Source organism: Methylocystis sp. SB2 (genome assembly GCF_049817085.1).
GTDB lineage: Bacteria > Pseudomonadota > Alphaproteobacteria > Rhizobiales > Beijerinckiaceae > Methylocystis > Methylocystis rosea.
Map to the genome: position 1 here is coordinate 1,064,465 of NZ_CP187401.1, position 25,126 is coordinate 1,089,590.

Sequence of the window (25,126 nt, forward strand, 5' to 3'; positions counted from 1 at the left end):
GACTGTGAGATCGCCCCCCACCCGATCGCTTCGCAGGCAAGTTTACGCAGGCTGCGTAAACTTGCCTGCGATGGCGACCGACCTCCCCGCAAGGGGGAGGTATGAACACGGCAGCCGCACCTCACTTCGTCTCTCCCTGCCAGACGCCCTGCTTCTTTAAAGCGTCGGCGACGTCGCGCGGCATGTAGCGTTCGTCGTGCTTGGCCAGCACGCTGTCGGCGCGAAAGCCGCCGGAGGGCTGCAGCACGCCATCGACGACGACGCCCTGCCCTTCGCGGAAGAGATCCGGCAGCAGGCCCGTGTAGGACACCGTGAGATCGCTCGTCTTGTCGGTGACGGTGAAGCGCACATCTTGGCCATTCTTGACCACCGTGCCTTCCTTCACGAGACCGCCGATGCGCAGCCGCGCGCCGGAGGCCGTTTGCTTCTTCGCAAGCTCCGAGGGCGTGTAGAAGAACACGATATTGTCGCGCAGCGCGAACAGCATAAGCCCGGCGGCGACGCCGAGAACGGCCATTGCGCCGGCAATCAACGTCAGCCGCTTTCCCTTACGCGTCATTATTTAAAATTCTCCCATGCGGCCACCTATGGCCGCTCTCGCTAAGAGGCGAAACGTCTAGCCTCCGATATTCAGCTCCTTCGCCAGCGCCTCGATGCGGGCGACATCATCTTGCTTGCTGGCGAGCGCCTTGCGCGCCTCGGTCACGGCCTTCTTGGCCTTTTCCGTCTCGGCGAGAACGCTATAGGCGCGAATGAGCTTCAGCCATCCTTCGACGTCGTCGCCCTTGGATTCGAGCCGCGAGGCAAGACGATCCACCATGCCGCGGATCATCTCCTGGCGCTGATCGGCCGGCATCGCCGCAATCGCTTTGCCTTGTTCGCTCGACGGCCCGCGCGCAACGACCGGCGCGCTTGCTTCGCCGCGCAGAATGGCGAGCTGGGCGTTGACCGCCTTCAGATAAGCGGCGTCGGCCGGCGCGTCAGCAGCCATCTTGGCAAAAATAGCGATGGCCTTGTCCTTCTCGCCGGCCTGCGCGGCCGCCACGCCGAGGTAATACTGCGCCTCGGGCGCCGCCGCGTCGAGCGCGAGCGCCGCCTCGAAATCGTTTTTGGCTTGGGGCGTCACCACGCCTTGAGCGACGACGACGCGCGCTTCTCCAAGCGCCGCATGTCGCGCCGCGGTTGCGCCCAAAAGTCGCAGCGCTTCGGAATAGGCGTGGACGGCGTCTTCGCCGCGCCCCGTGCGCAACAGATATGGCGCGATGACTTCGAAGCCGCGGCCGTCTTCGGGATGCTCGCGCAAATGCTGTTCGATGCGCGCGACGGCGCCGGAGAGGTCATTGCGGTCTGGCGCGGAGTCGAGCCGCGCCGTCAGCGGCATATCCGGCATGTCAGAATGGCCGAGCCGCGCATAAAGCGTCAGCGCGACGGCGGGGATGACCACGATGGCCGCGAGCGCCGCGGCGAGCGCGAGTTTGCGCGAGGAGACGACCCTCGCCTTTGGCGCGGCTTCGGCGCGCAACAGTCGGCGCGCCGCCTCGGTCTTCGCGGCGTCAGCGTCCGGCGCGTCGAGACGCCCTTCGGCGCGTTCGCGCTCGATTTCGGCGATCTGCTCCTCGAAAAAGGCGACGTCGGCGGCGCTTTCATTCCGCGCCCCATTCCGCATGGCGAGCGGCGCCAGCACCGCCATCACCGCGGCGCCGGTCAGCAAGGCGAAGATAAGCCAGATCATGCCCGCTCTTTAAGGCTTTGCGCGGCTTATTGGAAGGGCGGCCATTGCCCCTGCACGCCCGTCCATCGGATATTCGCGCCAAGGGAGGCTCCGTGATCACGCGGCTTGCAATTTCTGGCTATCGATCCATCCGCGACCTGGTCCTTGCGCCGGGGCGTCTCACCATCGTGACTGGCGCCAACGGCGCCGGCAAATCCAGCCTTTATCGCGCGCTGCATCTTCTCGCCGATGTTGCGCAGGGGCGCATCGTCCAGTCCCTTGCCCGGGAGGGCGGACTGAATTCGACGCTATGGGCCGGGCCAGAGAAATTCTCCCGGGCCATGAAAGCGGGCGAAATTCCGATAGAGCCGTTGGCGCGCCAGTCGCGAAAGGCGCTGAAGCTCGGCTTCGCTTCTAAGACCTATGGTTATGCGATCGACCTCGGTCCAACTTCCAATGCGACGGAGGCATTCCCGCTCGATCCGCAGATCAAGCTCGAGGCGCAATGGACCGGAGAACATCTCGGCCATGCTAATCTTTTCGCCGAGCGCCGGGGACCGAGCGCACGCATTCGCGGGGAAAATGGCGAATGGCGGCAGGCCGCGGCTTCACTCGCCGGCGTCGACAGCATGATGACGCACTGCGCCGACCTGCGCGAAGCCTATGACCTCTCAATCTTGCGGGAGACGGTGCGGCGCTGGCGCTTCTATGACAATTTGCGCGCCGACCGCGAGGCGCCGGCGCGACGCCCGCAGATCGGCACCTTCACCCCCGCGCTCTCGAATGACGGCGCAGACGTCGCGGCGGCGCTCGCAACCATTTTGGAAGTTGGCGACGCGGACGGCCTGGGAGAGACGATCGATGACGCCTTTCCATCCAGCACGATCGATATTTCGACATCGGACGGTTACGTGGAGACGCTGATGCGCCAGCACGGTTTGCTTCGGCCGCTACGCGCCGCGGAACTCTCGGAAGGCACGCTGCGCTATCTGCTGCTCGTCGCGGCGCTGCTGACGCCGCGCCCGCCGCCGCTGATGGTGTTCAACGAACCTGAAGCGAGCCTCCATCCCAATCTCATCGGCGCGCTGGCGCGGCTGATGCGCAAGGTTTCCAACGAGACGCAGCTGTTCGTCGTGTCGCACTCGGCCCAACTGGTCTCGGAACTGAGAAAGGACGATGGTTGCGTCGAAATCGCGCTAGAGAAGCGTCTGGGCGAGACGCTCGCGCCCGAACATGAGTCGCCAAAATGGCGCTGGCCGTCACGGTAACGCTTGACTGGCGGGCGCGCCTAATCGGAATTGCGCCGGATCCTCGTGCGAACCCTCATGCTCCGAGACCCTCATGCTCATCAACACGCCCTCGATCGAACAGCTTTCCACTGTGATCTCACAGGTCACCGGTCCAGCCTTTTTGCTCGCAGCCGAGGCGCAGCTCTTGGCCGTCCTCGTCTCACGATTGGACCGCATCATCGATCGCGCGAGAACCATCGTCCAGACGGACGGCGACAGCGCGGCGCAAGTCGATCTGAAAGCCGAACTGCCGATCCTCAGAAAGCGCGGCTTGCTGATGCATTACGCGATCTACTGGGGCGTGGCGAGCTGCATCGTGACGAGCATTCTCGTCATCGTCAGCTTCGGGGCGGCTTACCTTCATGTGCGCCACGAGTATGGCGCAGGGCTGCTGTTCGCCCTGGCGATGGCCCTCTTCACCGCCGCGCTGGTCGCCTTCGCGAGAGAATTGCAGCTCGGATATATTGAGATTAGCGGCGCTAAGCCTCTCCAAAGACGCGCGCAAAAATCTTATCCACATGCTTGAAGTGGTACGAGAGGTCGAACAGCGCGTCCAATTCCGCCGGCGACAGCTTCGCGCTCACATCCTTGTCGTTCCCGAGCAGCGTGCGGAAATCCCCTTCCAAATTATTTTCTTGCGACGGGCGTCCCTCGAACGCCCTATGCCAAACCGGCATGGCGTTACGCTGCACCATCGCATAGGCGTCTTCGCGCGAGACGCCTTTTTGCGTCAGCGCGAGAAGCACGCGCTGTGAATGAATGAGCCCGCCGAGCTTCTCCAAATTCTTGCGCATATTTTCGGGATAGACGACGAGATTGTCGATGACGTTCGTCAGGCGCGCCAGCGCGAAGTCGAGAGTGACCGTCGCATCGGGCCCGATCATGCGCTCGACGGACGAATGCGAAATATCGCGCTCGTGCCAGAGCGCGACGTTCTCCATCGCGGGGATCGCCATGCCGCGCACGAGCCGCGCAAGTCCGGTCAAATTCTCGGTCAGCACCGGATTGCGCTTATGCGGCATGGCGGACGAGCCCTTCTGCCCCGCGGAAAAATACTCTTCCGCCTCGAGAACCTCCGTGCGCTGAAGATGACGGATTTCGATGGAGAGCCGTTCGACGGAAGACGCAACGACGGCGAGCGTCGCAAAAAACGCCGCATGGCGATCGCGCGGAATGACCTGCGTCGAAATCGGCTCGACGGTCAAACCCATCTTATGCGCCACATAGTCTTCGACGCGCGGATCAATATTGGCGAAAGTGCCGACGGCGCCCGAAATCGCGCAGGTCGAAATTTCCCTTCGCGCCTCGACGAGCCGCGCGCGCGCCCGCGTGAACTCTGCATAAGCCTGCGCCAGTTTCAGCCCGAACGTCGTCGGCTCGGCGTGAATGCCGTGCGAGCGGCCGATCGTCGGCGTGTATTTGTGCTCAAAAGCGCGCGTCTTGAGCGCGGAGAGCAGCGCGTCGACGTCGGCGATCAGCAGATCCGCGGCGCGCGACAATTGCACGGCAAGACAGGTGTCGAGCACGTCGGAAGACGTCATGCCCTGATGCACGAAGCGCGACTCGGCGCCGATGAATTCGCCGAGATGGGTCAAAAAGGCGATCACGTCATGCTTCGTCACCCGTTCGATCTCGTCGATCCGCGCGACGTCGAAGGTGACGAAATCCGCTTTGTCCCAGATCGCCTTGGCGCTCTCCCGCGGGATGACGCCGATCTCGGCGAGCGCGTCGCAGGCATAGGCCTCGATCTCGAACCAGATGCGAAACCGCGTCTGCGGCTCCCAAATCACGGTCATCTCGGGTCTGGAATAGCGGGGGATCATCCGGCGCGCCCTGATAATTTGTGGAAGAAGAGAGGCGCTAGCATGCACGTTGCATCAAAGTCCATATATGGGGCGACCAGCTTGGAGGATTCATGCAGTCGACGGATGTCGTCGTTCTTGGCGCCGGAATTGTCGGCGTCAGCGCCGCGCTGCATCTGCAGGCGCGCGGCCGCGACGTCGCGCTCATCGATCGCGTCGGCGCCGTGGGACAGGAGACGAGCTTTGGCAACGCCGGCCTGATCGAACGTTCTTCCCTCATCCCCTATCTGTTCCCGCGCGATCCGGCGAAACTTGTCAAATATGCGCTGAACCTTCTGCCGGAGGCGCGCTATCACGTCTCGGCAATGCCGGCGGTGGGGCCTTGGCTCTTGCGCTATTGGCGCGAGAGCGCGCCAGAGAGGGTGCAGCGAAATATCGAGGCGCGACGCCCGCTGATCGAACACAGCCTGAGCGAGCATGAGGCGCTGATCCAGCAGGCGGGCGCCGGCGAGCTGTTGCGCCGGACCGGGTGGATCAAGCTGCATCGCAGCGAGCGGACTCTCGCGGCCGGCCTTGCCGACGCCGAGCGGCTGCGCGCCTATGATCTGCATATCGATACGCTCGACTCGGCCGGGGTCGCGGCGCTGGAGCCCGATCTCGCGCCGATCATGGGCGGTATCCATTACCGTGACACCGCCGCGATTATCGATCCCGCGGCTCTGTCGAAAGCCTATGCCGATCTCTTCGTCTCGCGTGGCGGCCATCTGCTCTCAGGAGACGCGCGCAGCCTTTCGCAAGAGCCGGACGGGCGTTGGCGCGTCGAGACGGCGAACGGGCCGCTCGTCGCCGGCGCCGCGGTTGTGGCGCTCGGCCCCTGGTCCGACGCCATCTACGGGCCGCTCGGCTATCGCATTCCGCTCGGCTGGAAGCGCGGCTACCATATGCATTACGCCGCAAAGGACGGCGCAAAACTCAATCATCCCATCCTCGACGCCGACGTCGGTTATCTTTTGGCGCCGATGCGCCGCGGCGTCAGGCTGACGAGCGGCGCCGAATTCGCCCGCCGCGACGCGCCGCCGACCCCGGTTCAGATCGAGGTTTGCGAACCGACGGCGCGCCGATTGTTTCCGCTCGCCGAACGGCTGGACCCTGAACCCTGGCGCGGCGCGCGGCCCTGCCTGCCGGACATGCTGCCGATCATTGGTCCGGCGCCGCGTCATCGCGGCCTATGGTTCGATTTCGGCCATGCGCATCATGGGCTGACGCTTGGGCCGGTTTCCGGCCGGCTCCTCGCCGATATGATGACGGGCGAACAGCCCTTCATCGATCCCGCGCCCTATCGGGCCGATCGATTCTGATCTTGCGACGATGTCTTTGTTCTATTCGGCGCCGACGAGTTTGAGCGCGCGGTCCAAGACGCGCACGACGCGCGCAAGATCATGTCCGCGACGAAGCACGAGCCCCGTCGCCGCGATCACGGAATAGGCGCCTTGCCGACGCGCCAGCGCCGGGTCCTTCTCGATTCGATACAGCGGCGCTTCGCTCGCGCGCCGGAAAATCGAGAACACGGCCTTCGCCGGGGTGAAGTCGATGGCGTAGTCGCGCCATTCCCCCTGTGCGACTTTCGCGCCATAAAGATTGAAGATGACGTTGAGTTCCGGGCGGCTGAATGAGACCGCCACGCCGCGCTTGTCTCCCCGAACTCCCGACGCCGCGTCCGGCGAAGCGCCGTTCACGACGACGAGCGCGGGGCGAACCCGGCTGGGCTCCGTCGTCTCCGACTCCGCCATGCGTCCGCTCTCCTCGATCTCTCTTAACCATGTTGGCCCGCAAGGATGCGCCCGGCAAGACTTAATGACTGGTTTACGACGAGAATCTTCGCGTCCCTGCGCTCTGATAAGATTTGGCTGGGAAGAATCATACTTTCGCCGACTTGGCGCCCCTTGCCAGCCAAACGCGCCGCCCAAAATGAAGTTCATTGCCTCGACAGCTCGGGGCCACGCGTTTTCGGTTTCGTCAGCCCCCCAGCCCCCCGAAGCGTGCGGTTCAGAGATTTAGAGGTCGTGGCGATGGTCGAGCCGGCCGGGAGTTTCGCTCCCGCGCCGGCTCGTCTAGCTTTAGCGGTCGGCCTACCCGCCTTGAGCGACCCCGCGGCGGCGCCCCGCCGCCGAGGCTCTTGCAAATTCCGCAACAATGACGAACTCAAGAGCCGCCGTCGCCTCGACCGCGACGTGCATTCTCTTTTTCTTTTCATCGGAGAGAACATGACCGACGACGCCGCATCCGTCGACGCCGCGGCTCCCGCCGCCGATCCGCAAACCGCCGCCGATTTCGGTTTTGAGGCCGACGTCGCGCGGCTGCTCGAGCTGATGACGCACTCCGTCTATTCGGAGCGCGACGTCTTTCTGCGCGAACTCGTCTCGAACGCCGCCGACGCCTGCGAAAAGCTGCGTTACGAGGCGCTTTCCGACGAAAAACTCGCCGCGCAAGCCGCCGCGCCGCTCGTCACGATCTCACTCGACAAGGACAAGCGCACGCTGACCGTCGCCGACAATGGGGTCGGCATGTCGCGCGAGGAGCTGATCAGCGCCCTTGGCACCATCGCAAATTCCGGCACGCGCGCCTTTCTCGACAAACTCGGGAAGGAAAAGGACGCGGGCTTCATCGGCCAGTTCGGCGTCGGCTTCTACTCCGCCTTCATGGTCGCCGACCACGTCGAGGTCGCGACGCGGCGCGCCGGCCAGGATCAGGCATGGCTGTGGAGTTCAGACGGCAAGGGCTCATATCAGATCGCGGCTCTGCCGCTGGAAGAGGCTCCCGCCGTCGGCGCCCGCGTCACGCTGCATCTCAACGCCGACAGCGATGAATTTCTCGACGGCTGGCGAGTTGAAAGCGTCGTGCGCGAGCACTCGGGCGCGATCGCCGCGCCGATTGATCTCATCGCGGCGCCGGGCGAAGAGCCCCGGCGGATCGCCGAAGGCGTCGCCCTGTGGACGAAGCCTAAGTCGGACATCACACATGAGCAATATGTCGACTTTTACCGGCAATTGTCCGGGCAGCTGGATGAGCCCGCGCTGATCGCCCATTGGCGCGCCGAAGGGCGCACGGAATATACGGTGCTCGCCTTTGTCCCCGGGGCGCGGCCGTTCGATCTCTTCGATCCGGCGCGAAAGAGCAAATCCAAGCTTTATGTGCGCCGCGTGCTGATCTCGCGCGACATGGAGCTGCTGCCAGCGTGGCTGCGGTTCATGCGCATCGTCGTCGACAGCGCCGACATTCCGCTCAATGTTTCGCGCGAGATGGTGCAGAAAAGCCCGGTCGCCGGCGCGATCGGCAAGGCCATCGCGACGCGCATTTTACAGGAACTCAAGAAGCTCGCCGACGCCGAGCCCGAAAAATTCGCGGAAGTGTGGAAGAACTTCGGCTCCGTGCTCAAGGAAGGGCTGCATGAAGACCCAGGCCGCCGCGACGATCTGTTCGAAATCGCGCGTTTCGCCTCGACGAAATCCGAGGAACAGACCCGCTCGCTCAAGGATTACGTCGCCGATCTGAGGGAAAATCAGACGGCGATCTATTATCTTGTCGGCGACGACATGAAGCGGCTGCGCGCCAGCCCGCAGCTTGAAGGATTCCGCGCGAGAGGCGTCGAGGTGCTGCTTCTCGACGACGCCGTCGACGCCTTCTGGGTGACGAGCGCGCTCGGCTACGAGGGCAAGCCGTTCAAATCCGTCACGCAGGGTCAGGCCGACATCGATTCAATCGCGCTCGTCGACGAAGCCAAGACGGAGGCGACGCCGCCGGCGGACGTGGCCGACCTGCTGGCGGCCCTCAAGGAGACGCTCGCGGATCATGTCGACGACGTGCGCGCCTCGACGCGACTGACCGACAGCGCCGTCTGCCTTGTCGCGCCGGACAGCGGGCTCGATCGCCAATTGTCCCGCCTTTTGGCCGAACATGGACAACAGGCGGCCTTCGGAAAGCCGGTTTTGGAGATCAACCCGAGGCATGAAGCGATCGTCGCGCTGGCGACGGCCTTGCGCGCCAAGGGGCGTGAAGCGGCGCGTGACGACCAGTTCCTCCTGCTCGATCTCGCCCGCGTCGCCGACGGCGAGCATCCCATCGACGCAGCGGCTTTCGCAAAAAGGCTGACGGCGCTTCTCGCCAGCCGGGGGTAGAGATGAATCTGGGCGCGACGAAAGCCGCAACGAGCGATCCGCTGACGCGCGCCCAGGCGATCGCGACAGTTGCGGACTATCTCGGCGCCCGGGGAGTTGAGGACGCGCAGGAGGACGCACGCGCTCTGCTGCGCGCCGCCACCGGGCTGACGCGGCTCGAACTCGCCATGACGCCGCGCGCGCCGCTTTCGGACGAGGAGGCGCGCGCCCTGTCCCGCTATGCGGCGCGACGCGCCGCCCGTGAGCCGGTGTCACGCATTCTTGGAGAGCGCGGATTCTGGACGCTCGACCTCGCCGTCGCGCCGTCAGTGCTCGATCCGCGGCCCGACACGGAAACGCTGGTCGAAACCGCGCTGCGCTTCGTTGCGGACAGGCGCGACGCGCCGCTCTCGATTCTCGATCTCGGCGCCGGCTCGGGCGCCATCGCCTGCGCGCTTCTCAGCGAGCTTCCGGCGGCGCGCGCCGTCGCCGTCGATCTCTCGCAGGACGCCTGCGCGGCGACCGCCGCAAATCTCGCCCGTTGCGGCCTGTCAGACCGCGCGGCGGTTGTGCGCGGCCGCTGGGCGGAGGCGCTCCAGGCGCGTTTCGACCTTATCGTGTCCAATCCTCCCTATGTGCGCACCGAGGACATCGCGGGGCTCGATCCCGAGGTGCGGCTCCATGATCCGGCGCTGGCGCTCGACGGCGGCGCCGACGGGCTCGAGCGATATCGAGAGATCATCGGCGACTTGCCGCGGCTTATTGACGAGGACACGGTCGTCGTGTTCGAGGTCGGCTTCGATCAAGCTGGCGGCGTCGCGGCGCTGTTGGAGGCCCACGGCTTCAACATCGAGCGTGTGGCGCGCGATGTTGGGGGCCACGAGAGGGTCGTGGCGGCGCGGCTTGGCCCGCCAAGGCCGTGACATATTGGCGACAGTACCCGCTTTTTTGGCCCGTCTCGCCGCGCTCGGCCTTGTTGCCGGCCACCCCCTCCACTATAGTCATCCCCAGGTCCAGCCGATCGCCGACTTCGAGAAGAACTCGAACGCTTTGGCTCCGCTTCGCGAACGGAAGCCCGAAACGACCGGCCAGGAGCAACGTCGAAATCGACATGAAAGCGCCGGAGTGAAGACCACTTCGATTGTCGGGGGCGTTGCGATCCGGCAGGCAGGCATGCAATCGCGTTGGACGTCAAGCCGTTGCGCTGAGGGGAATTAGCGCAAAGCTACGTGGGGCCGCCGATTGGCGCCGACTTGAGGAAAATCGACTCGCGCACAGCGTTATCGAAGCTTGAGGTCCGAAAACGGATTGCTGTCGCCTGTCCGTTCGCGCATGCGCCGGGCGAAGGAATTTAGCGGCGACGTTATTGGGAACGCCGCGCAGGCGGGGCCGAGCGCAGCAAGATTTCGGGGAGTTTGATGAGACCAGGGCAAAACAAGAGAATGCGCGGACGGCCCAACAACCGCAAAGGGCCAAATCCGCTAACACGGTCCTATGAGTCGAATGGCCCCGACGTGAAGATCCGCGGCACGGCTCAGCATGTCGCCGAAAAATATCTTCAGCTCGCGCGCGACGCGCAGTCCTCCGGCGACACGATCATGGCGGAGAGCCTGCTGCAGCATGCGGAGCACTATTTCCGGCTGATCGCCGCCGCGCAGCAGCAACAGCAAGTCAACGGCTATGGGCGCCCGCAGCTGGAAGCGGAAGTCGACACCTCCGAGGACGACGACGATTTCGCGCCGCTTCCGGACCGTTTCGCGCCGCTTGCCGAACGGCTGCCGCCGCCGGCCTTCCAGCCGCCGCCGCCGCCCTTCGCGCCGCAACCACAGCCGCAGCCGCATTTCTCGCAGCCGCAGCCGCAGCCCCAGCCTTTTGAAGAGCGCCCGATCGGCGAGATGCGCGCCGGCGAGCGCGTGGAGCGTCCGGAACGGCAGCAGCGGCCCGAACGACCGCCGTTTAACCGAGATCGCAACGCCGAAGGCGGCGACCGTCCTCGTCACCAAGGATATGAGCGCGGCCGCGACCGCCGCTTCCAGCCGCGCGCCGAGGCCAGCGCGGCCGAGAGCGAACCAGGGACGGCGCTTCCCTCATTCATCACCGCGCCAGTGGCGCGCGCCGCTATTCCCAGCGAGGGCGCGGGCGCGGAACCCGTTCTCGAGCGCGAGAATGCGCCGCGTGAAAACGAGGGCGGAGTCAATTATCATTTGAGTTCACGCCGGCGCCGGCGCCCGCGCCCGCCGATGGATGACGTCGCCGGCGGCGCACGGGACGAGGAATCGCCGCAGGTGGGCGAACTTCCGCTGGAGCCCGATCGGTTCTAGGGCTTCAGGCGAGGATGCTGATCGCGTCGCCGGCCTTGATCCGGCCGCCCTCGATCACCCGCGCGTAAACGCCGCAATCAATGTGGCCGAAGTTCTGGCGCAGCGTCTGAACGAGATCCATGTCGCGTCGCCCCGTGCCCGGCTCGACGCCAGTCGCCGCGCAGCGATCGGTCATTTTGAGCACCTCGAGCCGTGCGCCGCCGATCGCCAGGGTTCGCCCCAAGAGCGCCGCCTCGGCCCACGCGCCCATGTCTTCGACATAGAGATTGGCGCGAAACCGCAGCGGATCCAGCGCGGCGCCTTGCGCCTGCGCAATGGCCGCAACGCTCGCCGAATTGACGAGTGAGACAAATCCCGACTTCGAATCCGTGAAGCGAAAGCCGTCGGGCGCGGCCAGAAGCCTCACGGGGCCCCGGATTTCGGGCCCAAGAAAGCCGGTCAGGAAGGTCTCGATGAGTTGTCGCCCTTCGGCGGACCGCAACTCTCCTCGCGCGACCACGCGCCCTGCCCTGGCGATCGACAATACGCCTGTCGCGTCATCGTAGCGCGTCGCAAGACCCGCGAGCGCGCCGTTCCTCATCAGCATCAGAAATTTGATCTTGGGCTGATGCTCCGGCGCCGCTGGATCGAAGCCTGAAGGGCCGTTTTCCAGAGCGAACAGCCGATCTCCCGGAAAATAATCCCCAGTCTTCAGATCGGCGCCGTCCAGCGGCTCCGGCGAGAGGCCCTTGACGGGATAGCGGTAGAGAGAGGCGAGTCGCATGGACGTCCCTGTTCGGTGACAAGTCGAGGCGAATTGCCTACACCTCCCCAGCCGTTACGAAAACAGCGCCGCCGTTTCTTCAGGAGGGCCATCCATGTCGGACAAGACGCTCACCGTCCTCGTTCTGGCCGTAGTGGCGTTTTCCGCCGCGCATGATCTCGACCATCTGCTGCGCGACGATTTCTCGCAATCAGGGGCATGGGTGATCGTCGCCGCTTTTCTTTCGGTGAAATACGCGCTCACGGGCGCCGCGCTGTATTTCTATTTTCGCGGCAAGATCGGCGCGGGGTTCTGGGCGGTCATCGGCGTTCTTGGCGCCGTGGCCCTGTGGTTCGCGCATCTGAGCCCCGCCGCCGAGCAGCGGCCGCCTGACATTTTTGCGATGTACGGCAGTCCCATCGCCGGTCTCATCGCCTCCGCACTGGTCTATGCGCTGATGCTGTCGCTCGCTGCCCTCGCGCTCTATGGGGGATGGCGCGCCGTCGGAACGGGCAGGCGCGGTTAATCGATACATCTTCGCTTGCGGTCGAGGCCGCGCTTTCGCGCCGCACCCCCTTTAACCCCGTGCAGCCCTTCCCATATCGACCACGAGGGCAGCCGCAAGGGGCCTTGAACGAGAAATATTGGACGCGAGGCGCGCCGCTTAAAACAAAGGGCCGCCTCATGGTCAGAGGGGCTAAAAATGAATTTTGAGAAATACACCGAACGCGCGCGCGGATTCGTTCAGTCGGCGCAGTCGATGGCGACGCGCGAAGGCCACCAGCAGTTTACGCCCGAGCACATATTGAAAGTCCTGCTCGATGACGACCAGGGCCTTTCCGCCGGGCTGATCGACCGCGCGGGGGGCCGCTCGCGCGAGGCGCTGGCGAAAACCGAAGCCGCGCTCGCGAAATTGCCCAAAGTGATGGGCGCCGGCGCCGGCCAGCTCTATCTCGCGCCGGCGACCGCGCGCCTCTTCGACAACGCCGAGAAGATCGCCCAGAAGGCGGGCGATTCTTACGTCACCGTCGAGCGGCTGCTGTTGGCGCTGGCGATGGAGAAGGACTCCGAGGCCGCGAAAATTCTTGCCGCCGCCGGCGTGACGCCGCAGACGCTCAACGCCGCGATCGAGGATCTGCGCAAGGGCCGCACGGCGGATTCAGCCTCCGCCGAAAACGCCTATGACGCGCTGAAGAAATACGCCCGCGACCTCACCGAGGCGGCGCGCGAGGGCAAGCTCGATCCGGTGATCGGCCGCGACGAGGAGATCCGCCGCGCGATTCAGGTGCTGTCGCGCCGCACTAAGAACAATCCGGTGCTCATCGGCGAACCGGGCGTCGGCAAGACCGCGATCGTCGAGGGTCTGGCGCTGCGCATCGTCAACGGCGACGTGCCGGAGTCGCTCGAGGACAAGAAGCTCCTCGCGCTCGACATGGGCGCGTTGATCGCCGGCGCGAAATATCGCGGCGAATTCGAAGAGCGGCTGAAGGCGGTGCTGAACGAAGTCACCGCCGCCGAAGGCAATATCATCCTGTTCATCGACGAGATGCACACGCTCGTCGGCGCCGGCAAGGCGGATGGGGCGATGGACGCCTCCAATCTGCTGAAACCCGCGCTGGCGCGCGGCGAACTGCATTGCGTCGGCGCGACGACCCTCAATGAATACCGCAAACATGTCGAAAAGGACGCGGCGCTCGCCCGGCGCTTCCAGCCGGTCTTCGTCGACGAGCCGACCGTCGAGGATACGATCTCGATCCTGCGCGGCCTGAAGGAGAAATACGAACTTCATCATGGCGTGCGCATCACCGATAGCGCGATCGTCGCCGCGGCGACTTTGTCGAACCGCTACATCTCCGACCGCTTCCTGCCGGACAAGGCGATCGACCTCATCGACGAGGCGTCGTCGCGCCTGCGCATGCAGATCGATTCGAAGCCCGAGGAGCTCGACGAACTCGATCGGCGCATCATCCAGCTGAAGATCGAACAGGAAGCGCTCAAGAAGGAAACGGACACGGCGTCAAAGGATCGCCTGGCGAAGCTCGAAGGCGAGCTTGCCGACCTCGAAGAGAAATCAGGGGCACTGACCGCGCGCTGGCGCGCCGAGAAGGACAAGCTCGGCGCGGCGCAGAAGCTCAAGGAGCAGCTTGAAGCGGCGCGTAACGAACTCGCGCAGGCGCAGCGGCGCGGCGAATATCAGCGTGCGGGCGAACTCACCTATGGCGTCATTCCCGATCTCGAAAAGAAACTGGGCGAGACGGAAGGCGAAGCCGACACGCTCGTCGACGAGGAGGTGACCGCCAATGACGTGGCGCAGGTCGTCTCGCGCTGGACCGGCGTGCCTGTCGACAAAATGCTCGAAGGCGAACGCGAGAAGCTGCTGCACATGGAGGACGAACTCGCAAAGCGGGTCGTCGGCCAGCATGACGCGGTTGTCGCCGTGTCGACCGCGGTGCGCCGCGCGCGCGCCGGACTGCAGGACCCGAACCGTCCGATCGGCAGCTTCATCTTCCTTGGCCCCACGGGCGTCGGCAAGACCGAGCTGACGAAGGCGCTCGCGGCCTTTCTGTTCGACGACGAGACGGCGATGGTGCGGCTCGACATGTCGGAATATATGGAAAAGCACTCGGTCGCGCGGCTCATCGGCGCGCCGCCCGGCTATGTCGGCTATGAGGAAGGCGGCGCGTTGACCGAAGCCGTCCGCCGCAGGCCGTATCAGGTCGTGCTCTTCGACGAGATCGAGAAGGCGCATCCGGACGTCTTCAACGTGCTCCTGCAGGTGCTCGACGACGGCCGCCTGACCGACGGCCAGGGCCGCACGGTCGACTTCAAAAACACGCTGATCATCATGACGTCGAATCTCGGCTCGGAATTCCTCGTCATGCAGAAAGAGGGCGAAGATTCCTCCGCCGTGCACAGCGAAGTCATGCAGGTCGTGCGGGCGCATTTCAGGCCGGAGTTCCTGAACCGCGTCGACGAAATCATCCTGTTCAACCGCCTGCGGCGCGAGGACATGGGCGCGATCGTCGACATCCAGGTCAAGCGGCTGCAGAAGCTGCTCGAAGATCGCAAGATCACGCTGCGCCTCGACGCCAAGGCGCGCGACTGGCTGGCCGCCAAGGGCTACGATCCGACCTATGGCGCGCGGCCCTTGAAGCGCGTCATGCAGAAAGAGTTGCAGGACACGTTCGCCGAGCGGCTGCTCGCGGGCGAGATCGTCGACGGCGCGAGCGTCGAAGTTTCGGCGGACGCGACGGGCCTCATCATCGACGGCAAGTCGGCGCATCGAAATGTCGCGCCGCCGCTGCTGAGAACGGTGGGGAACGCGTAACCCCCTCCCCAACCCTCCCCCGCTGCGCAAACCGGGTGTTCCCGGTTTGCGCATCGACGCCGAAGTCGGCAATAGCCGACTTCGGATGGGAGAGGGAGCAGATTCCGCGCTTCGTCGGGATTTCGCTAACGCCGATCGTTAGCGTCCCCTCTCCCGCGAAGCGGGGGAGGGACAGGGAGGGGGCTCTTGACGTTTCCCGAGCGCCGCGTTCTTGACGCGCCGCGTCGCTCTACCCCAGCCGCTCTTTCCTCCGGTTCAGCACATCCGCTTCACGCAGATCGAGCTCCCGCTCGATGCGGCGGCGCGCTTCGTCGGTAAGTTCGCCTTCGCGCAGCATGCCGTTGATCAGATTACGCTCCTCGGCGATGAGCTGCAGGTCGATCTCCTCGTGCAGCGCCGTCAGCGCACGGCGTTCTTCACTCGCCTCGCATTTCATGCGGACGCGCGACAGAAAATAGTCCTGTTGCGCGAGAAGCGACGTCATCGCTTCTTCCGGGACCTCATTCTCCGCGCCAAAACGCGCGAGTTTCGCGCTCGACGCCTCGATCGCGGCGTGGCGGGCGCGCAGCTCTTCAGCGCGGTCGAGGACGCGTTCCCTCATGCCGGTTTTGACGAGGCCAAGTTTACGAATGATCCAGGGCAACGCCGACCCCTGGAAGACGAGCGTCACCATCACGACGCAGAAGGTGAGAAAAAAGATCGCGTCGCGATAGGGAAACGGCGCGCCGTCCGCGGTGGCGAGCGGGATCGCCAGCGCCGCGGCGAGCGAGACGATCCCGCGCACGCCAGTGAAGGAAATGACGAACGGCCACTGCCACGGCGGCGGAGGATCGCGTCGCGCCAGCGGCGGAATGAGCCAGCGCGGCAGGTAGGTGATCGGAAACGTCCACACGAATCGCGCGGCGATCACGACAAGCGAAACGATCGCGGCGGACGTCGTCAGTTCGTACAGCGAATGGTCTTGGATTCGCTCAAAAAGCGCCTGCGCCTGTAGACCGGTGAAGAGAAAAACCAGGCCTTCGATCAGAAAAAGGAAGAAATCCCAGAAGAACACGCCTTGCAGACGCGTCGCGGCGCTGATCAGTCTGGGGCCGTTCCAGCTGATATAGAGGCCGGTGGCGACCGTCGCGATGACGCCCGAGCCGCCGAGATGTTCAGGCGGCCAATAGGCCAAGAACGGGGTGATCAGCGAGAGAGTGATTTCAATGCGCGGATCGCGCATGAAGCGACGCAGCCGCAGCATCGTCCAGCCGACGCCGATGCCCCACACGATTTCGCCGGCGATAATCGCCGTGAAGGTCTCGCCTGCTTGCGCCAGCGAAAAGGAGCCGACGCTGACCGCCGCCACCGCGAAGCGATAAAGGACAAGCGCGGTGGCGTCGTTGGCGAGACCCTCTCCCTCCAAGATGACCGAGATGCGCCGCGGCAACTGCATGCGCCTTGCAATGGCGAGCGGCGCGACGGCGTCGGGCGGCGACACGATCGCGCCGAGCACGAAACCGACGGCCAGTGGCCAGCCGAGCAGCCATTTCGTCGCGAGTGAAACGGAAATGGTGGTGAAGACGACGCAGCCAACGGCGAGCAGAAGGATCGGCCGCAGATTAAATTTGAACTCCCGCCAGCTCATATTGACCGCGGAGATGTAGATCACCGGCGGCAGCACGAGCAGCAGCACGAACTGTGGCTCGAGCACAAGGGCGGGCACGCCTGGGGCAACGGCGATCAGCACGCCGGCCGCGACGAGCAGGATTGGCGCGGCGGCGCCGGAGCGCGACGCGATGAAGGCGACGAACGCCACCGCCGCGAGAAGAAAGACAAGCGTTTGCAGACCCGCGATCATGCGCCCACCCTATAAGCCGCGTCTCGCGCAAGCGAACTCCGCATCGTGGTCGAAGCGAAGCTTATAATTTGCGCAGCGACACTTCCTCGATCCTGTGATCGGCGTCCTTGGTGAGGATCAAACTCGCGCGCGGGCGGGTCGGGGCGATGTTCTGGCGCAGATTCTCGAGGTTGATGCGCGTCCATATGTCTTTCGCGACGCGCGTCGTCTCCGCTTCATCGAGATCGGCATAGACGCGGAAGTAGGATTTCGGATCGCGGAACGCGGTCTGCTGAAGGCGCCGAAAGCGCTCCACATACCATCGCTCCAGCACGCCTTCGGGCGCATCGAGATAGACCGAGAAATCGAAGAAGTCGGAGACGAAGGGAATTTCGCGGCCGTCGCGCATGCGCGGCGCAAGCAGAACATTGACGCCCTCGACGATGAGAATGTCGGGCCGATCGACGCAGCTCGCTTCGCCCTCGACGACGTCATAGGTCATATGCGAATAGACCGGCGCGCAGACGTTGCGCCGTCCCGCCTTCACGTCGGAAAGGAATCGCAGCAGCGACTTGTTGTCGTAGCTCTCCGGAAAGCCCTTCTTGTCCATCAGCTTTTCGGCTTCAAGGATTCTGTTGGGCAAAAGAAATCCGTCGGTGGTGATGAGCTCCACTTTTGGCGTATTCGGCCATCGCGACAGGAGCGCGCGCAATACGCGCGCCGTCGTGGATTTCCCCACGGCGACGGAGCCCGCGACGCCGATAATGTAAGGAACCTTGCCGTCTTCGGCGCCGAGAAAGCGCTGCGTCGCCTTGAAGAGGCCCTGCGTCGCCGCGACGTAAAGCGCGAGCAGGCGCGAGAGCGGCAGATAGATCTCAATCACCTCTTCGAGCGAGATCGGATCGTTGAGGGATTTCAGTCGGACGAGATCGTCGAGCGTCAGCGTCAGCGGCGTGTCAGCGCGCAGCGACGCCCATTCGGCGCGCGTAAAATGCCGGTAGGGAGAAAGAGCCTCGTTGTTGGGGACGAGCTCCGCCACCGTCATTCCTTTGCTCCGCGCGCGGCTTTCTCTGCGAGCCCGGACTGTTTCGTGCGCCGCTCCAGTTCGTGCAACACGTCGTCCAGCGAAATATCCCGCGCTTCGAGCATGACGAGAAGATGATAGAGCGTATCGGCGGCTTCATTGACGAGCGCGCTTCGGTCGCCCTCGATTCCCGCGATCACCGTTTCGACCGCCTCTTCGCCGAATTTCTTGGCGATGCGCGGCATTCCGGAGTCGAGCAGGGTTTTCGTATAGGAGGTCGAGGCGCTGTCGTTGCGCCGTGCTTTGATGAGCGCGGCGAGGTCGTCGAGCGTGAAACTCATGACAGCCGCCCTCCCCAACCCTCCCCCGCTACGCGGGAGAGGGAGCAGTCTCGGCGCACGACAGAAAAACCGCAAACGCCGATCGCTTGGGCCGTGTCATTCCCGGCAGGCCGAAGGCCTGACCGGGAATCCAGGGCCAATGCAAGACCACTGGTCTTGCTCTGGATTCCCGATCGCGCGCGTTGCGCGCGTCGGGAATGACATCCGATCCGTTCAACAGCCATCATCACATCGCCTCCAGGCCATCGAGGCGCATCGGCAGCCCGGCCGCCGCCATGTGAAGCTTCGCCTGCGGGATCGAATATTCGCCGAAATGGAAAATCGAAGCGGCGAGCACGGCGCTGGCATGGCCTTCCTTGACGCCGGCGACGAGATGGTCGAGCCTTCCGACCCCGCCCGAAGCGATGACCGGCACCTGCACCGCGTCGGCGACGGCCCGCGTCAGCGCGATGTCGAAGCCGCTCTTCGTGCCGTCGCGATCCATCGAGGTCAGCAGGATTTCGCCTGCGCCGAGGTCGCTGACGTCGCGCGCAAATTGCACTGCGTCGATCCCCGTTGCGCGGCGCCCGCCGTGGGTGAAGATTTCCCAGCGTCCCTCGGCTGCGCGCTTGGCGTCAATGGCGACGACGATGCATTGCGCGCCAAATTTTTCCGAAGCTTCGCGAACGAAGCCCGGATTGGCCACGGCGGCGGAATTGATCGAGACCTTGTCAGCGCCCGCGAGCAGCAGATTGCGGATGTCGTCAAGCGTGCGCACGCCGCCGCCGACGGTCAGCGGCATGAAGCAGGCTTCCGCCGTGCGCTGCACGACGTCGAGCAGTATGCCGCGGTCTTCATGGCTTGCGGTGATGTCGAGAAAGCAGAGTTCGTCGGCGCCGGCGGCGTCATAGGCGATGGCGCATTCGACCGGATCGCCGGCGTCACGCAAATCGACGAAATTGACGCCTTTAACGACGCGTCCTCCTTTCACGTCCAGGCAGGGAATGACGCGCGCTTTCAGCATCACGCGTTCTCGGTCGCCGCGCGCGCGCGGATCATCGCCAGCGCCTGCCCCGGATCGAGACGCCCGTCGTAAAGCGCCCGTCCGGTAATGGCGCCGGCGAGCTTGCGGCAGTCCGGCTGCAGCAGCCGCTCCACGTCGGCGAGCGACGCGAGGCCGCCGGAGGCGATGACGGGTATCGTCAAGGCGTCGGCGAGCGCCAGGGTCGCCTCGATGTTAAGCCCGGTCAAAACGCCGTCGCGCGAGATGTCGGTGTAGATGATGGCGCTCACCCCCGCGTCTTCGAAGCTCTTGCCGAGATCGAGCGCCGACATGCGCGTGGCGCGGGCCCAGCCGTCGACGGCGACAAAACCATTCTTGGCGTCGACCCCTACGGCGACGCGGCCCGGGTGAAGGCGCGCCGCCTCCCGCACGAAAGACGGGTCTTTGACGGCCGCCGTACCGATGATGACGCGCGCGACACCCTTGTCCAACCAGCTGGACAACGTGCGCATGTCGCGAATGCCGCCGCCGAGCTGCACGGGAATCGTCAGCGCGGCGAGAATGGATTCGACAGCCCGGGCGTTGCGCGGCGCGCCGGCGAAGGCGCCGTCGAGATCGACGACATGCAGATATTCGAAACCGACTCGCTGGAAAGCGCGCGCCTGCTCGGCGGGATCGTCATTGAACACGGTCGCGCGGTCCATATCGCCCTGCGCGAGGCGCACGCACTGCCCTTCCTTCAAATCGATTGCGGGAAACAGAATCACGGACGCCACCTCAGGAAATTGCCGATCAACGCTAGGCCCAGCCTCTGGCTTTTTTCGGGATGAAACTGCACGCCGACGAGATTGTCGCGCGCCACGGCCGCCGTGAGCGGCGCGCCATAATCGGTCGTCGCCAGGACGTGCGCCGGCGACGCCGGCGTCAGCTGAAACGAGTGGACGAAATAGGCGTGCAATCCACGCTCTCCCGTCGGCACGCCGGCAAAGAGCGGATGCTCCCGGCTCAGCGTCAGCGTATTCCAGCCCATATGCGGGATTTTCAGCGAAGGCTCCGCAGGCTCGATCGCCGCGACGTCTCCCGAAATCCAGCCGAGGCCCGGCGTTTCGCCATGTTCAAGGCCGCGCGCGCCCATGAGCTGCATGCCGACGCAAATCCCCAAAAACGGCCGGCCGCGGTCGATGACCGCCTCTTGCAGGGCGGCGTAAAGACCGTCGATCGCCATCAGGCCGCGGCGGCAATCGGCGAAAGCGCCGACGCCCGGCAGAACGACACGCTCAGCGGCGCGCACGACGTCGGGGTCGCTGGTGACGCAAATGTCGCCTCGCGCCTGCGACTCGCGGGCGGCGCGCTCAAAGGCTTTCAAGGCGGAATGCAGATTGCCTGACCCATAGTCGATGATCGCGGTCGTCAAGGAGCAAGCCCCCCGGCGACATTGTCTTTCGCGGTCGGCTCAGAAAGGCGATGGCGGTGGAAGTACGCCGCCTCCGCCTCGTCGAGGTCATCGCCAATGACGAGATCCTGCTCGACATAGCCGCGACGCGCCAAATTCCAGCCGACGAGCCGCTCCCCCTCGAAACCGATCCAGACAGCGAGCCCGAGCGTCAGCCAGGACATCGCGTCGCGCGACACCCGCAGCTGCCAGGCGATAAGCGCCAAGGCGACGAGAAGAAGCGTCCAGAGGACGGCGACCAGCCAGGCGCGCCGCCAGGCCAGCCAGAACGGACCAAAAATAAAGGCCGGCCAGGAAAAGCCGTCGCGCAAGAAGACGATCTTGTCCGGCGCGGGAAGCTGGCCCGGCGCCATGCGCGGAAAATGAACAGTGAATATCGCCATCGGCCGTCCCCTCGTCGGCGTCACCCGCCTCTTTTCAGGCGGTGAGCGTTCCCTTGGTGGAAGGCGCTTCCCCCTGCGTGCGGCGCGGATCGATCGCCACCGCCTTGCCAAAGGCGCGGGCGAAGCCCTTGAATGCGCTTTCGGCGATATGGTGGCTGTTGACGCCGCGCAGGCATTCGATGTGCAACCCGACACGGGCGTGAACCGCAAAGGCCTGGAAGAATTCGCGCATCAGCTCGGTATCAAAGCCGCCGATCCGCTGCGCCGGAAACGCGACGTCGTAAACGAGGAAGGGCCGGCCCGAGACGTCCACGACGACGCGGGTCAGGGCCTCGTCGAGCGGCACATGCGCGTCGCCATAGCGGGAAATGCCCTTACGGTCTCCAAGCGCGCGATCCACCGCCTGGCCCACGGCGATGCCGACGTCCTCGACCGTGTGATGACCGTCGATGTGCAGATCGCCCTCAGCGCGCACGGCAAGATCCAGCGGCGCATGACGGGCGATCTGGTCAAGCATATGATCGAAAAACCCCACGCCGGTCGAAATGTCCGAGCGGCCGTCCCCGTCGAGGTCGACGGTGACCGAGATTTTGGTTTCCTTGGTGTTGCGCTCGATCGTCGCGCTGCGCATTTCCTGCCTTTTCTTGGGCCCTGCCGGCGTTTCCGGCGACTTTGGCCGCAAGTGGCCAGCTTGTAGCAACTCCGCCCTGGATTCGCCACCCGAACTGCTTGGGCGTCAAGGAGAAGCGAGATGCGCGCCAACTCACTCTTCTTGGCGGCAAATCGGCCTAAACAAAAAAGAGAATGGTCTGTGTGTTCGCGCTGATTCCTCACCCAAGCGCAACCACGGCAATTAGTCCCTTGCCGATAGGCGCTTGTAGCTTCGCGACAACGCATCAAGAAGACGCTAAATGCCGCACCGGCGGCGACTTCGGCCATTCCCGGCGGATAGATCGCGAAGTCGTGGCGAAAATCCGCCGCGCGGCAGGGAGACTTAAACATGCGACTTAGGCTCGTTCTCGCGCTTCTCGCAGCGTCTTTGATGTCGATTCCGGCCGCCGGCGAGCCATGGCGCGACGGCTTCGTGCCGCGCATCGAGGCGCTGGCGCTCATGCAAACGCTCAACGCCTCCCTGCTCGCAAGCCGCAGCGCCACGGCGACGCTCGAAAAATGGTGCGCCGATCACAAGATGTCCGCGGAGCCCAAGATCGTCGCCCACCGCGTTGCCGGAATCGAACAGCAGCCGAGCGCGGAGACGCGCCGGCGGCTCGACGTCAGCGACGCGGAGCCGGTGAAATACCGGCGCGTGCAGCTCGCCTGCGGCGATCACGTGCTCTCGGAGGCCGACAATTGGTACGTGCCTGGGCGGCTTTCCGACGAAATGAACCGCGCGCTGGAGACGACGGAAACGCCCTTCGGCAAGGCCATCGCGCCGCTGCAGCCGTTCCGTCGCACCATCGACATGAAGATGCGCTGGTCGCCCCTGCCCGAAGGCTGGGAGCTTTCGGCTGTCCCCACGGCCTCGCCTGAAAAGACCAGCGGCGCGCTCTCCATTCCGCACGACCTCTTCGAGCACACGGCCGTCGTCTATGCGCGCGATCAACGGCCGCTTTCCGAGGTGCATGAGACCTATACGCGCGAGGTCCTGGATTTTCCCGCGCCGCTCGCCGGCGCGCCGCGCGAGTGAGTCTTGCAGTGAATCCCAGCCCGACTGGCGAATTGCGCCGCTGCCCCGTCGCCGCTCCGCCCTTGCTCAAATCGCCGCCAAACCTTACATCGGCTGGACATCTCAGGCTGGATATGGCGAATGGATAGCGAACAACACCGCTTTGCGGCCATGCACGCGACGACAATCATCCTCGTCAAGAAAGCCGGAGAAACGGTGATCGCCGGCGACGGCCAGGTCAGCCTCGGCCAGACGATCATGAAGGGCAACGCCAAGAAAGTGCGCCGTCTTGGCAAGGGCGACGTGATCGCCGGTTTCGCCGGCGCGACCGCCGACGCCTTCACGCTCTTCGAACGGCTTGAATCGAAGCTCGAGCAATATCCCGGACAATTGATGCGCGCCTGCGTGGAACTCGCCAAGGACTGGCGCATGGACCGCTATCTGAGGCGCCTGGAGGCGATGATGCTCGTCGCCGACAAGAGCGTCGGCCTCGTGCTGACCGGCTCGGGCGACGTGCTTGAGCCGGAAGGCACGGGCGAAGGCGCGGTGGCTGCGATTGGCTCGGGCGGAAACTTCGCGCTCGCCGCCGGGCGCGCCCTCCTCGATTCGTCCCTCGACGCCGAAACCATCGCCCGCCGCGCAATGGTGATCGCCTCCGAGATTTGCGTCTATACCAACCAGAATGTGGTGGTGGAAAAGATCTAAGGCGGTCGGCAGTCGTTGGCGGCAATGACGAAGATCCCACAGCCGAGTCTACTGCTAACGCCCTGCCTACTGCCGTTCCGAAGGAACTCACCATGGCCGATTTCTCGCCGCGCGAGATCGTTTCCGAACTTGATCGCTATATCGTTGGACAAAGCGACGCCAAGCGCGCGGTGGCGATCGCGCTGCGCAACCGCTGGCGGCGGCTGCAGCTCGAAGGCCAGATGCGCGAAGAAGTGCTGCCCAAGAACATCCTGATGATCGGCCCGACGGGCTGCGGCAAGACCGAAATCGCGCGGCGTCTGGCGCGGCTCGCCAACGCGCCCTTCATCAAAGTCGAAGCGACGAAATTCACCGAGGTCGGCTATGTCGGCCGCGACGTCGAACAAATTGTGCGCGATCTGGTCGAGGTCGCCATCCTGATGGTCAAGGAGCGCCGCCGTAAGGACGTGCAGGCGCGCGCGCAGCAAGCCGCCGAAGAGCGCACGCTCGATGCGCTGGTGGGGCCCGCCGCGTCGCCCGGCACGCGTGAAACGTTTCGCCGCCGCCTGCGCGCGGGCGAACTCGACGACAAGGAAATCGAAGTCGAGCTGACGCAGTCGGGCTCCTCGATGCCGATGTTCGAACTGCCGAACATGCCCGGCGCCAGCGTCTCCGCCTTTTCGCTCGGCGATATTTTCGGCAAGGCGATGCAGCGCGGCAAGCCGCGCAAGCTCTCGGTGAAAGAGGCGCAGGGACCTCTGATCGCCGAAGAGAGCGACAAGCTGATCGATCAGGAAGCGAGCGTCCGCGAGGCGATCCACGAGGTCGAGAACAACGGCATCGTTTTCATCGACGAGATGGACAAGATCTGCGCGCGCGAAGGACGCGGCGGCGCCGACGTCTCGCGCGAAGGCGTGCAGCGCGACCTGCTGCCGCTGATCGAAGGCACGACGGTCGCGACGAAGCATGGAACGGTGAAGACCGACCATGTGCTGTTCATCGCCTCCGGCGCCTTCCATGTGGCGAAGCCCTCCGACCTGCTGCCGGAACTTCAGGGACGCCTGCCGATTCGCGTCGAACTCGCTTCGCTCAACGAAGACGACTTCCGCCGCATATTGACCGAAACCGAGGCCTGCCTGACGAAGCAATATTCCGCGCTGCTGGGCACCGAGGGCATGACGCTCGAATTTGCGCCTTCCGCCGTCGACGCCATCGCTAAGGTCGCCGTTCAAGTGAACACTTCCGTCGAGAACATCGGCGCGCGGCGCCTGCAGACGGTGATGGAGCGCGTGCTCGACGACATCAGCTTCTCGGCGTCGGACCGCGCGGGCGACAGTGTCGTGATCGACGGCGCCTATGTCGAGGAGCATATCGGCGATCTGGCGAAGAACCGAGATTTGAGCCGGTTTATTTTGTGACGCGATTTA

General features: G+C 64.6%; 24 protein-coding genes. 11 read left to right on the forward strand and 13 right to left on the reverse strand.

Annotated features, from left to right (window positions below):
• Nucleotides 1-121: 121 nt before the first annotated feature.
• Together ccmE and ccmI are read right to left on the reverse strand one after the other, a co-directional pair.
• Nucleotides 122-559 carry a cytochrome c maturation protein CcmE gene (ccmE, locus tag ACPS74_RS05360; RefSeq protein WP_018408982.1) on the reverse strand — a complete coding sequence of 146 codons (438 nt, stop codon included), beginning with the start codon at nucleotides 557-559 and terminating at the stop codon, nucleotides 122-124.
• A 57-nt stretch (nucleotides 560-616) separates the two neighbouring features.
• Nucleotides 617-1,732 carry a c-type cytochrome biogenesis protein CcmI gene (gene ccmI, locus ACPS74_RS05365; protein WP_029651549.1) on the reverse strand — a complete coding sequence of 372 codons (1,116 nt, stop codon included), beginning with the start codon at nucleotides 1,730-1,732 and terminating at the stop codon, nucleotides 617-619.
• A 92-nt stretch (nucleotides 1,733-1,824) separates the two neighbouring features.
• Here ccmI and ACPS74_RS05370 point away from each other — a divergent pair, with 92 nt between their 5' ends.
• Nucleotides 1,825-2,979 carry an AAA family ATPase gene (locus tag ACPS74_RS05370; protein ID WP_029651550.1) on the forward strand — a complete coding sequence of 385 codons (1,155 nt, stop codon included), beginning with the start codon at nucleotides 1,825-1,827 and terminating at the stop codon, nucleotides 2,977-2,979.
• A gap of 73 nt (nucleotides 2,980-3,052) precedes the next feature.
• Entirely contained in the window at nucleotides 3,053-3,526 is a 474-nt protein-coding gene (locus ACPS74_RS05375; RefSeq protein WP_029651551.1) for a DUF2721 domain-containing protein, read from the forward strand.
• On the opposite strand, the gene purB is transcribed toward ACPS74_RS05375, so the two are convergent.
• Nucleotides 3,480-4,823: an adenylosuccinate lyase gene (gene purB / locus ACPS74_RS05380; RefSeq protein ID WP_029651552.1), complete on the reverse strand. Its 1,344-nt coding sequence runs from the start codon at nucleotides 4,821-4,823 to the stop codon at nucleotides 3,480-3,482. The genes ACPS74_RS05375 and purB overlap by 47 nt on opposite strands.
• A gap of 92 nt (nucleotides 4,824-4,915) precedes the next feature.
• Here purB and ACPS74_RS05385 point away from each other — a divergent pair, with 92 nt between their 5' ends.
• Nucleotides 4,916-6,160, forward strand: a complete 1,245-nt coding sequence (locus tag ACPS74_RS05385; protein WP_029651553.1) for an NAD(P)/FAD-dependent oxidoreductase — start codon at nucleotides 4,916-4,918, stop codon at nucleotides 6,158-6,160.
• A gap of 21 nt (nucleotides 6,161-6,181) precedes the next feature.
• On the opposite strand, the gene ACPS74_RS05390 is transcribed toward ACPS74_RS05385, so the two are convergent.
• Nucleotides 6,182-6,592: a DUF2794 domain-containing protein gene (locus ACPS74_RS05390; RefSeq protein WP_029651554.1), complete on the reverse strand. Its 411-nt coding sequence runs from the start codon at nucleotides 6,590-6,592 to the stop codon at nucleotides 6,182-6,184.
• 474 nt (nucleotides 6,593-7,066) lie between these two features.
• Here ACPS74_RS05390 and htpG point away from each other — a divergent pair, with 474 nt between their 5' ends.
• From htpG to ACPS74_RS05405, 3 genes are all read left to right on the forward strand, one after another.
• Nucleotides 7,067-8,977: a molecular chaperone HtpG gene (gene htpG / locus ACPS74_RS05395; RefSeq protein ID WP_051381832.1), complete on the forward strand. Its 1,911-nt coding sequence runs from the start codon at nucleotides 7,067-7,069 to the stop codon at nucleotides 8,975-8,977.
• Between the two features lie 2 nt (nucleotides 8,978-8,979).
• The gene (gene prmC / locus ACPS74_RS05400; protein WP_029651556.1) at nucleotides 8,980-9,879 is read left to right on the forward strand and encodes a peptide chain release factor N(5)-glutamine methyltransferase; all 900 of its coding nucleotides are present in this window, start codon (nucleotides 8,980-8,982) and stop codon (nucleotides 9,877-9,879) included.
• A 519-nt stretch (nucleotides 9,880-10,398) separates the two neighbouring features.
• On the forward strand, nucleotides 10,399-11,277 hold the full coding sequence (locus ACPS74_RS05405) for a DUF4167 domain-containing protein (protein ID WP_083481402.1): 879 nt from the start codon (nucleotides 10,399-10,401) through the stop codon (nucleotides 11,275-11,277).
• Nucleotides 11,278-11,281: 4 nt separating this feature from the next.
• Here the strand turns inward: ACPS74_RS05405 and ACPS74_RS05410 are convergent, their stop codons facing one another.
• Nucleotides 11,282-12,040 carry an MOSC domain-containing protein gene (locus ACPS74_RS05410; protein ID WP_029651559.1) on the reverse strand — a complete coding sequence of 253 codons (759 nt, stop codon included), beginning with the start codon at nucleotides 12,038-12,040 and terminating at the stop codon, nucleotides 11,282-11,284.
• A 94-nt stretch (nucleotides 12,041-12,134) separates the two neighbouring features.
• Between ACPS74_RS05410 and ACPS74_RS05415 the strand changes: the two genes are divergently transcribed.
• Together ACPS74_RS05415 and clpB are read left to right on the forward strand one after the other, a co-directional pair.
• A complete protein-coding gene (locus tag ACPS74_RS05415) occupies nucleotides 12,135-12,545 on the forward strand; it encodes a hypothetical protein (RefSeq protein ID WP_193392194.1) in 411 nt (136 codons plus the stop codon).
• Nucleotides 12,546-12,722: 177 nt separating this feature from the next.
• Nucleotides 12,723-15,347, forward strand: coding sequence for an ATP-dependent chaperone ClpB (gene clpB / locus ACPS74_RS05420; protein WP_029651561.1), 2,625 nt, complete (start codon nucleotides 12,723-12,725; stop codon nucleotides 15,345-15,347).
• Between the two features lie 229 nt (nucleotides 15,348-15,576).
• On the opposite strand, the gene ACPS74_RS05425 is transcribed toward clpB, so the two are convergent.
• From ACPS74_RS05425 to hisB, 8 genes are all read right to left on the reverse strand, one after another.
• The gene (locus ACPS74_RS05425; protein ID WP_029648159.1) at nucleotides 15,577-17,187 is read right to left on the reverse strand and encodes a Na+/H+ antiporter; all 1,611 of its coding nucleotides are present in this window, start codon (nucleotides 17,185-17,187) and stop codon (nucleotides 15,577-15,579) included.
• Nucleotides 17,188-17,248: 61 nt separating this feature from the next.
• Complete coding sequence (gene coaA / locus ACPS74_RS05430; RefSeq protein ID WP_029648158.1) at nucleotides 17,249-18,211, reverse strand: type I pantothenate kinase; 963 nt, start codon at nucleotides 18,209-18,211, stop codon at nucleotides 17,249-17,251.
• Nucleotides 18,208-18,531: a phosphoribosyl-ATP diphosphatase gene (locus ACPS74_RS05435; protein WP_029648157.1), complete on the reverse strand. Its 324-nt coding sequence runs from the start codon at nucleotides 18,529-18,531 to the stop codon at nucleotides 18,208-18,210. The genes coaA and ACPS74_RS05435 overlap by 4 nt, the downstream gene beginning before the upstream one ends.
• A 226-nt stretch (nucleotides 18,532-18,757) precedes the next feature.
• Nucleotides 18,758-19,534: an imidazole glycerol phosphate synthase subunit HisF gene (gene hisF / locus ACPS74_RS05440; protein WP_029651366.1), complete on the reverse strand. Its 777-nt coding sequence runs from the start codon at nucleotides 19,532-19,534 to the stop codon at nucleotides 18,758-18,760.
• Nucleotides 19,534-20,280, reverse strand: a complete 747-nt coding sequence (hisA, locus tag ACPS74_RS05445) for a 1-(5-phosphoribosyl)-5-[(5-phosphoribosylamino)methylideneamino]imidazole-4-carboxamide isomerase (protein ID WP_193392191.1) — start codon at nucleotides 20,278-20,280, stop codon at nucleotides 19,534-19,536. Before hisA ends, hisF begins: the two co-directional genes overlap by 1 nt.
• On the reverse strand, nucleotides 20,277-20,927 hold the full coding sequence (gene hisH / locus ACPS74_RS05450) for an imidazole glycerol phosphate synthase subunit HisH (RefSeq protein WP_029651369.1): 651 nt from the start codon (nucleotides 20,925-20,927) through the stop codon (nucleotides 20,277-20,279). The genes hisA and hisH overlap by 4 nt, the downstream gene beginning before the upstream one ends.
• Entirely contained in the window at nucleotides 20,924-21,349 is a 426-nt protein-coding gene (locus ACPS74_RS05455) for a DUF2628 domain-containing protein (RefSeq protein ID WP_029651370.1), read from the reverse strand. Before ACPS74_RS05455 ends, hisH begins: the two co-directional genes overlap by 4 nt.
• Before the next feature lie 34 nt (nucleotides 21,350-21,383).
• Nucleotides 21,384-21,980, reverse strand: a complete 597-nt coding sequence (hisB, locus tag ACPS74_RS05460; RefSeq protein WP_029651371.1) for an imidazoleglycerol-phosphate dehydratase HisB — start codon at nucleotides 21,978-21,980, stop codon at nucleotides 21,384-21,386.
• A gap of 369 nt (nucleotides 21,981-22,349) precedes the next feature.
• Between hisB and ACPS74_RS05465 the strand changes: the two genes are divergently transcribed.
• The 3 genes from ACPS74_RS05465 to hslU all read left to right on the forward strand — a co-directional run bounded on the left by ACPS74_RS05465 (nucleotide 22,350) and on the right by hslU (nucleotide 25,117).
• Entirely contained in the window at nucleotides 22,350-23,036 is a 687-nt protein-coding gene (locus ACPS74_RS05465) for a hypothetical protein (RefSeq protein WP_029651372.1), read from the forward strand.
• Nucleotides 23,037-23,156: 120 nt separating this feature from the next.
• The gene (gene hslV / locus ACPS74_RS05470) at nucleotides 23,157-23,720 is read left to right on the forward strand and encodes an ATP-dependent protease subunit HslV (RefSeq protein WP_026223084.1); all 564 of its coding nucleotides are present in this window, start codon (nucleotides 23,157-23,159) and stop codon (nucleotides 23,718-23,720) included.
• Nucleotides 23,721-23,812: 92 nt separating this feature from the next.
• On the forward strand, nucleotides 23,813-25,117 hold the full coding sequence (hslU, locus tag ACPS74_RS05475; RefSeq protein WP_029651373.1) for an ATP-dependent protease ATPase subunit HslU: 1,305 nt from the start codon (nucleotides 23,813-23,815) through the stop codon (nucleotides 25,115-25,117).
• Nucleotides 25,118-25,126: the final 9 nt, after the last annotated feature.

What these genes read in the sequence shown, in the direction of transcription:
- ccmE (WP_018408982.1), bottom strand. Translation starts at nt 559, where the DNA reads ATGACGCGTAAGGGAAAGCGGCTGACGTTGATTGCCGGCGCAATGGCC.
- ccmI (WP_029651549.1), bottom strand. Translation starts at nt 1,732, where the DNA reads ATGATCTGGCTTATCTTCGCCTTGCTGACCGGCGCCGCGGTGATGGCG.
- ACPS74_RS05375 (WP_029651551.1), top strand. Translation starts at nt 3,053, where the DNA reads ATGCTCATCAACACGCCCTCGATCGAACAGCTTTCCACTGTGATCTCA.
- purB (WP_029651552.1), bottom strand. Translation starts at nt 4,823, where the DNA reads ATGATCCCCCGCTATTCCAGACCCGAGATGACCGTGATTTGGGAGCCG.
- ACPS74_RS05385 (WP_029651553.1), top strand. Translation starts at nt 4,916, where the DNA reads ATGCAGTCGACGGATGTCGTCGTTCTTGGCGCCGGAATTGTCGGCGTC.
- ACPS74_RS05390 (WP_029651554.1), bottom strand. Translation starts at nt 6,592, where the DNA reads ATGGCGGAGTCGGAGACGACGGAGCCCAGCCGGGTTCGCCCCGCGCTC.
- htpG (WP_051381832.1), top strand. Translation starts at nt 7,067, where the DNA reads ATGACCGACGACGCCGCATCCGTCGACGCCGCGGCTCCCGCCGCCGAT.
- prmC (WP_029651556.1), top strand. Translation starts at nt 8,980, where the DNA reads ATGAATCTGGGCGCGACGAAAGCCGCAACGAGCGATCCGCTGACGCGC.
- ACPS74_RS05405 (WP_083481402.1), top strand. Translation starts at nt 10,399, where the DNA reads ATGCGCGGACGGCCCAACAACCGCAAAGGGCCAAATCCGCTAACACGG.
- ACPS74_RS05410 (WP_029651559.1), bottom strand. Translation starts at nt 12,040, where the DNA reads ATGCGACTCGCCTCTCTCTACCGCTATCCCGTCAAGGGCCTCTCGCCG.
- ACPS74_RS05415 (WP_193392194.1), top strand. Translation starts at nt 12,135, where the DNA reads ATGTCGGACAAGACGCTCACCGTCCTCGTTCTGGCCGTAGTGGCGTTT.
- clpB (WP_029651561.1), top strand. Translation starts at nt 12,723, where the DNA reads ATGAATTTTGAGAAATACACCGAACGCGCGCGCGGATTCGTTCAGTCG.
- ACPS74_RS05425 (WP_029648159.1), bottom strand. Translation starts at nt 17,187, where the DNA reads ATGATCGCGGGTCTGCAAACGCTTGTCTTTCTTCTCGCGGCGGTGGCG.
- coaA (WP_029648158.1), bottom strand. Translation starts at nt 18,211, where the DNA reads ATGACGGTGGCGGAGCTCGTCCCCAACAACGAGGCTCTTTCTCCCTAC.
- ACPS74_RS05435 (WP_029648157.1), bottom strand. Translation starts at nt 18,531, where the DNA reads ATGAGTTTCACGCTCGACGACCTCGCCGCGCTCATCAAAGCACGGCGC.
- hisF (WP_029651366.1), bottom strand. Translation starts at nt 19,534, where the DNA reads ATGCTGAAAGCGCGCGTCATTCCCTGCCTGGACGTGAAAGGAGGACGC.
- ACPS74_RS05455 (WP_029651370.1), bottom strand. Translation starts at nt 21,349, where the DNA reads ATGGCGATATTCACTGTTCATTTTCCGCGCATGGCGCCGGGCCAGCTT.
- hisB (WP_029651371.1), bottom strand. Translation starts at nt 21,980, where the DNA reads ATGCGCAGCGCGACGATCGAGCGCAACACCAAGGAAACCAAAATCTCG.
- ACPS74_RS05465 (WP_029651372.1), top strand. Translation starts at nt 22,350, where the DNA reads ATGCGACTTAGGCTCGTTCTCGCGCTTCTCGCAGCGTCTTTGATGTCG.
- hslV (WP_026223084.1), top strand. Translation starts at nt 23,157, where the DNA reads ATGGATAGCGAACAACACCGCTTTGCGGCCATGCACGCGACGACAATC.
- hslU (WP_029651373.1), top strand. Translation starts at nt 23,813, where the DNA reads ATGGCCGATTTCTCGCCGCGCGAGATCGTTTCCGAACTTGATCGCTAT.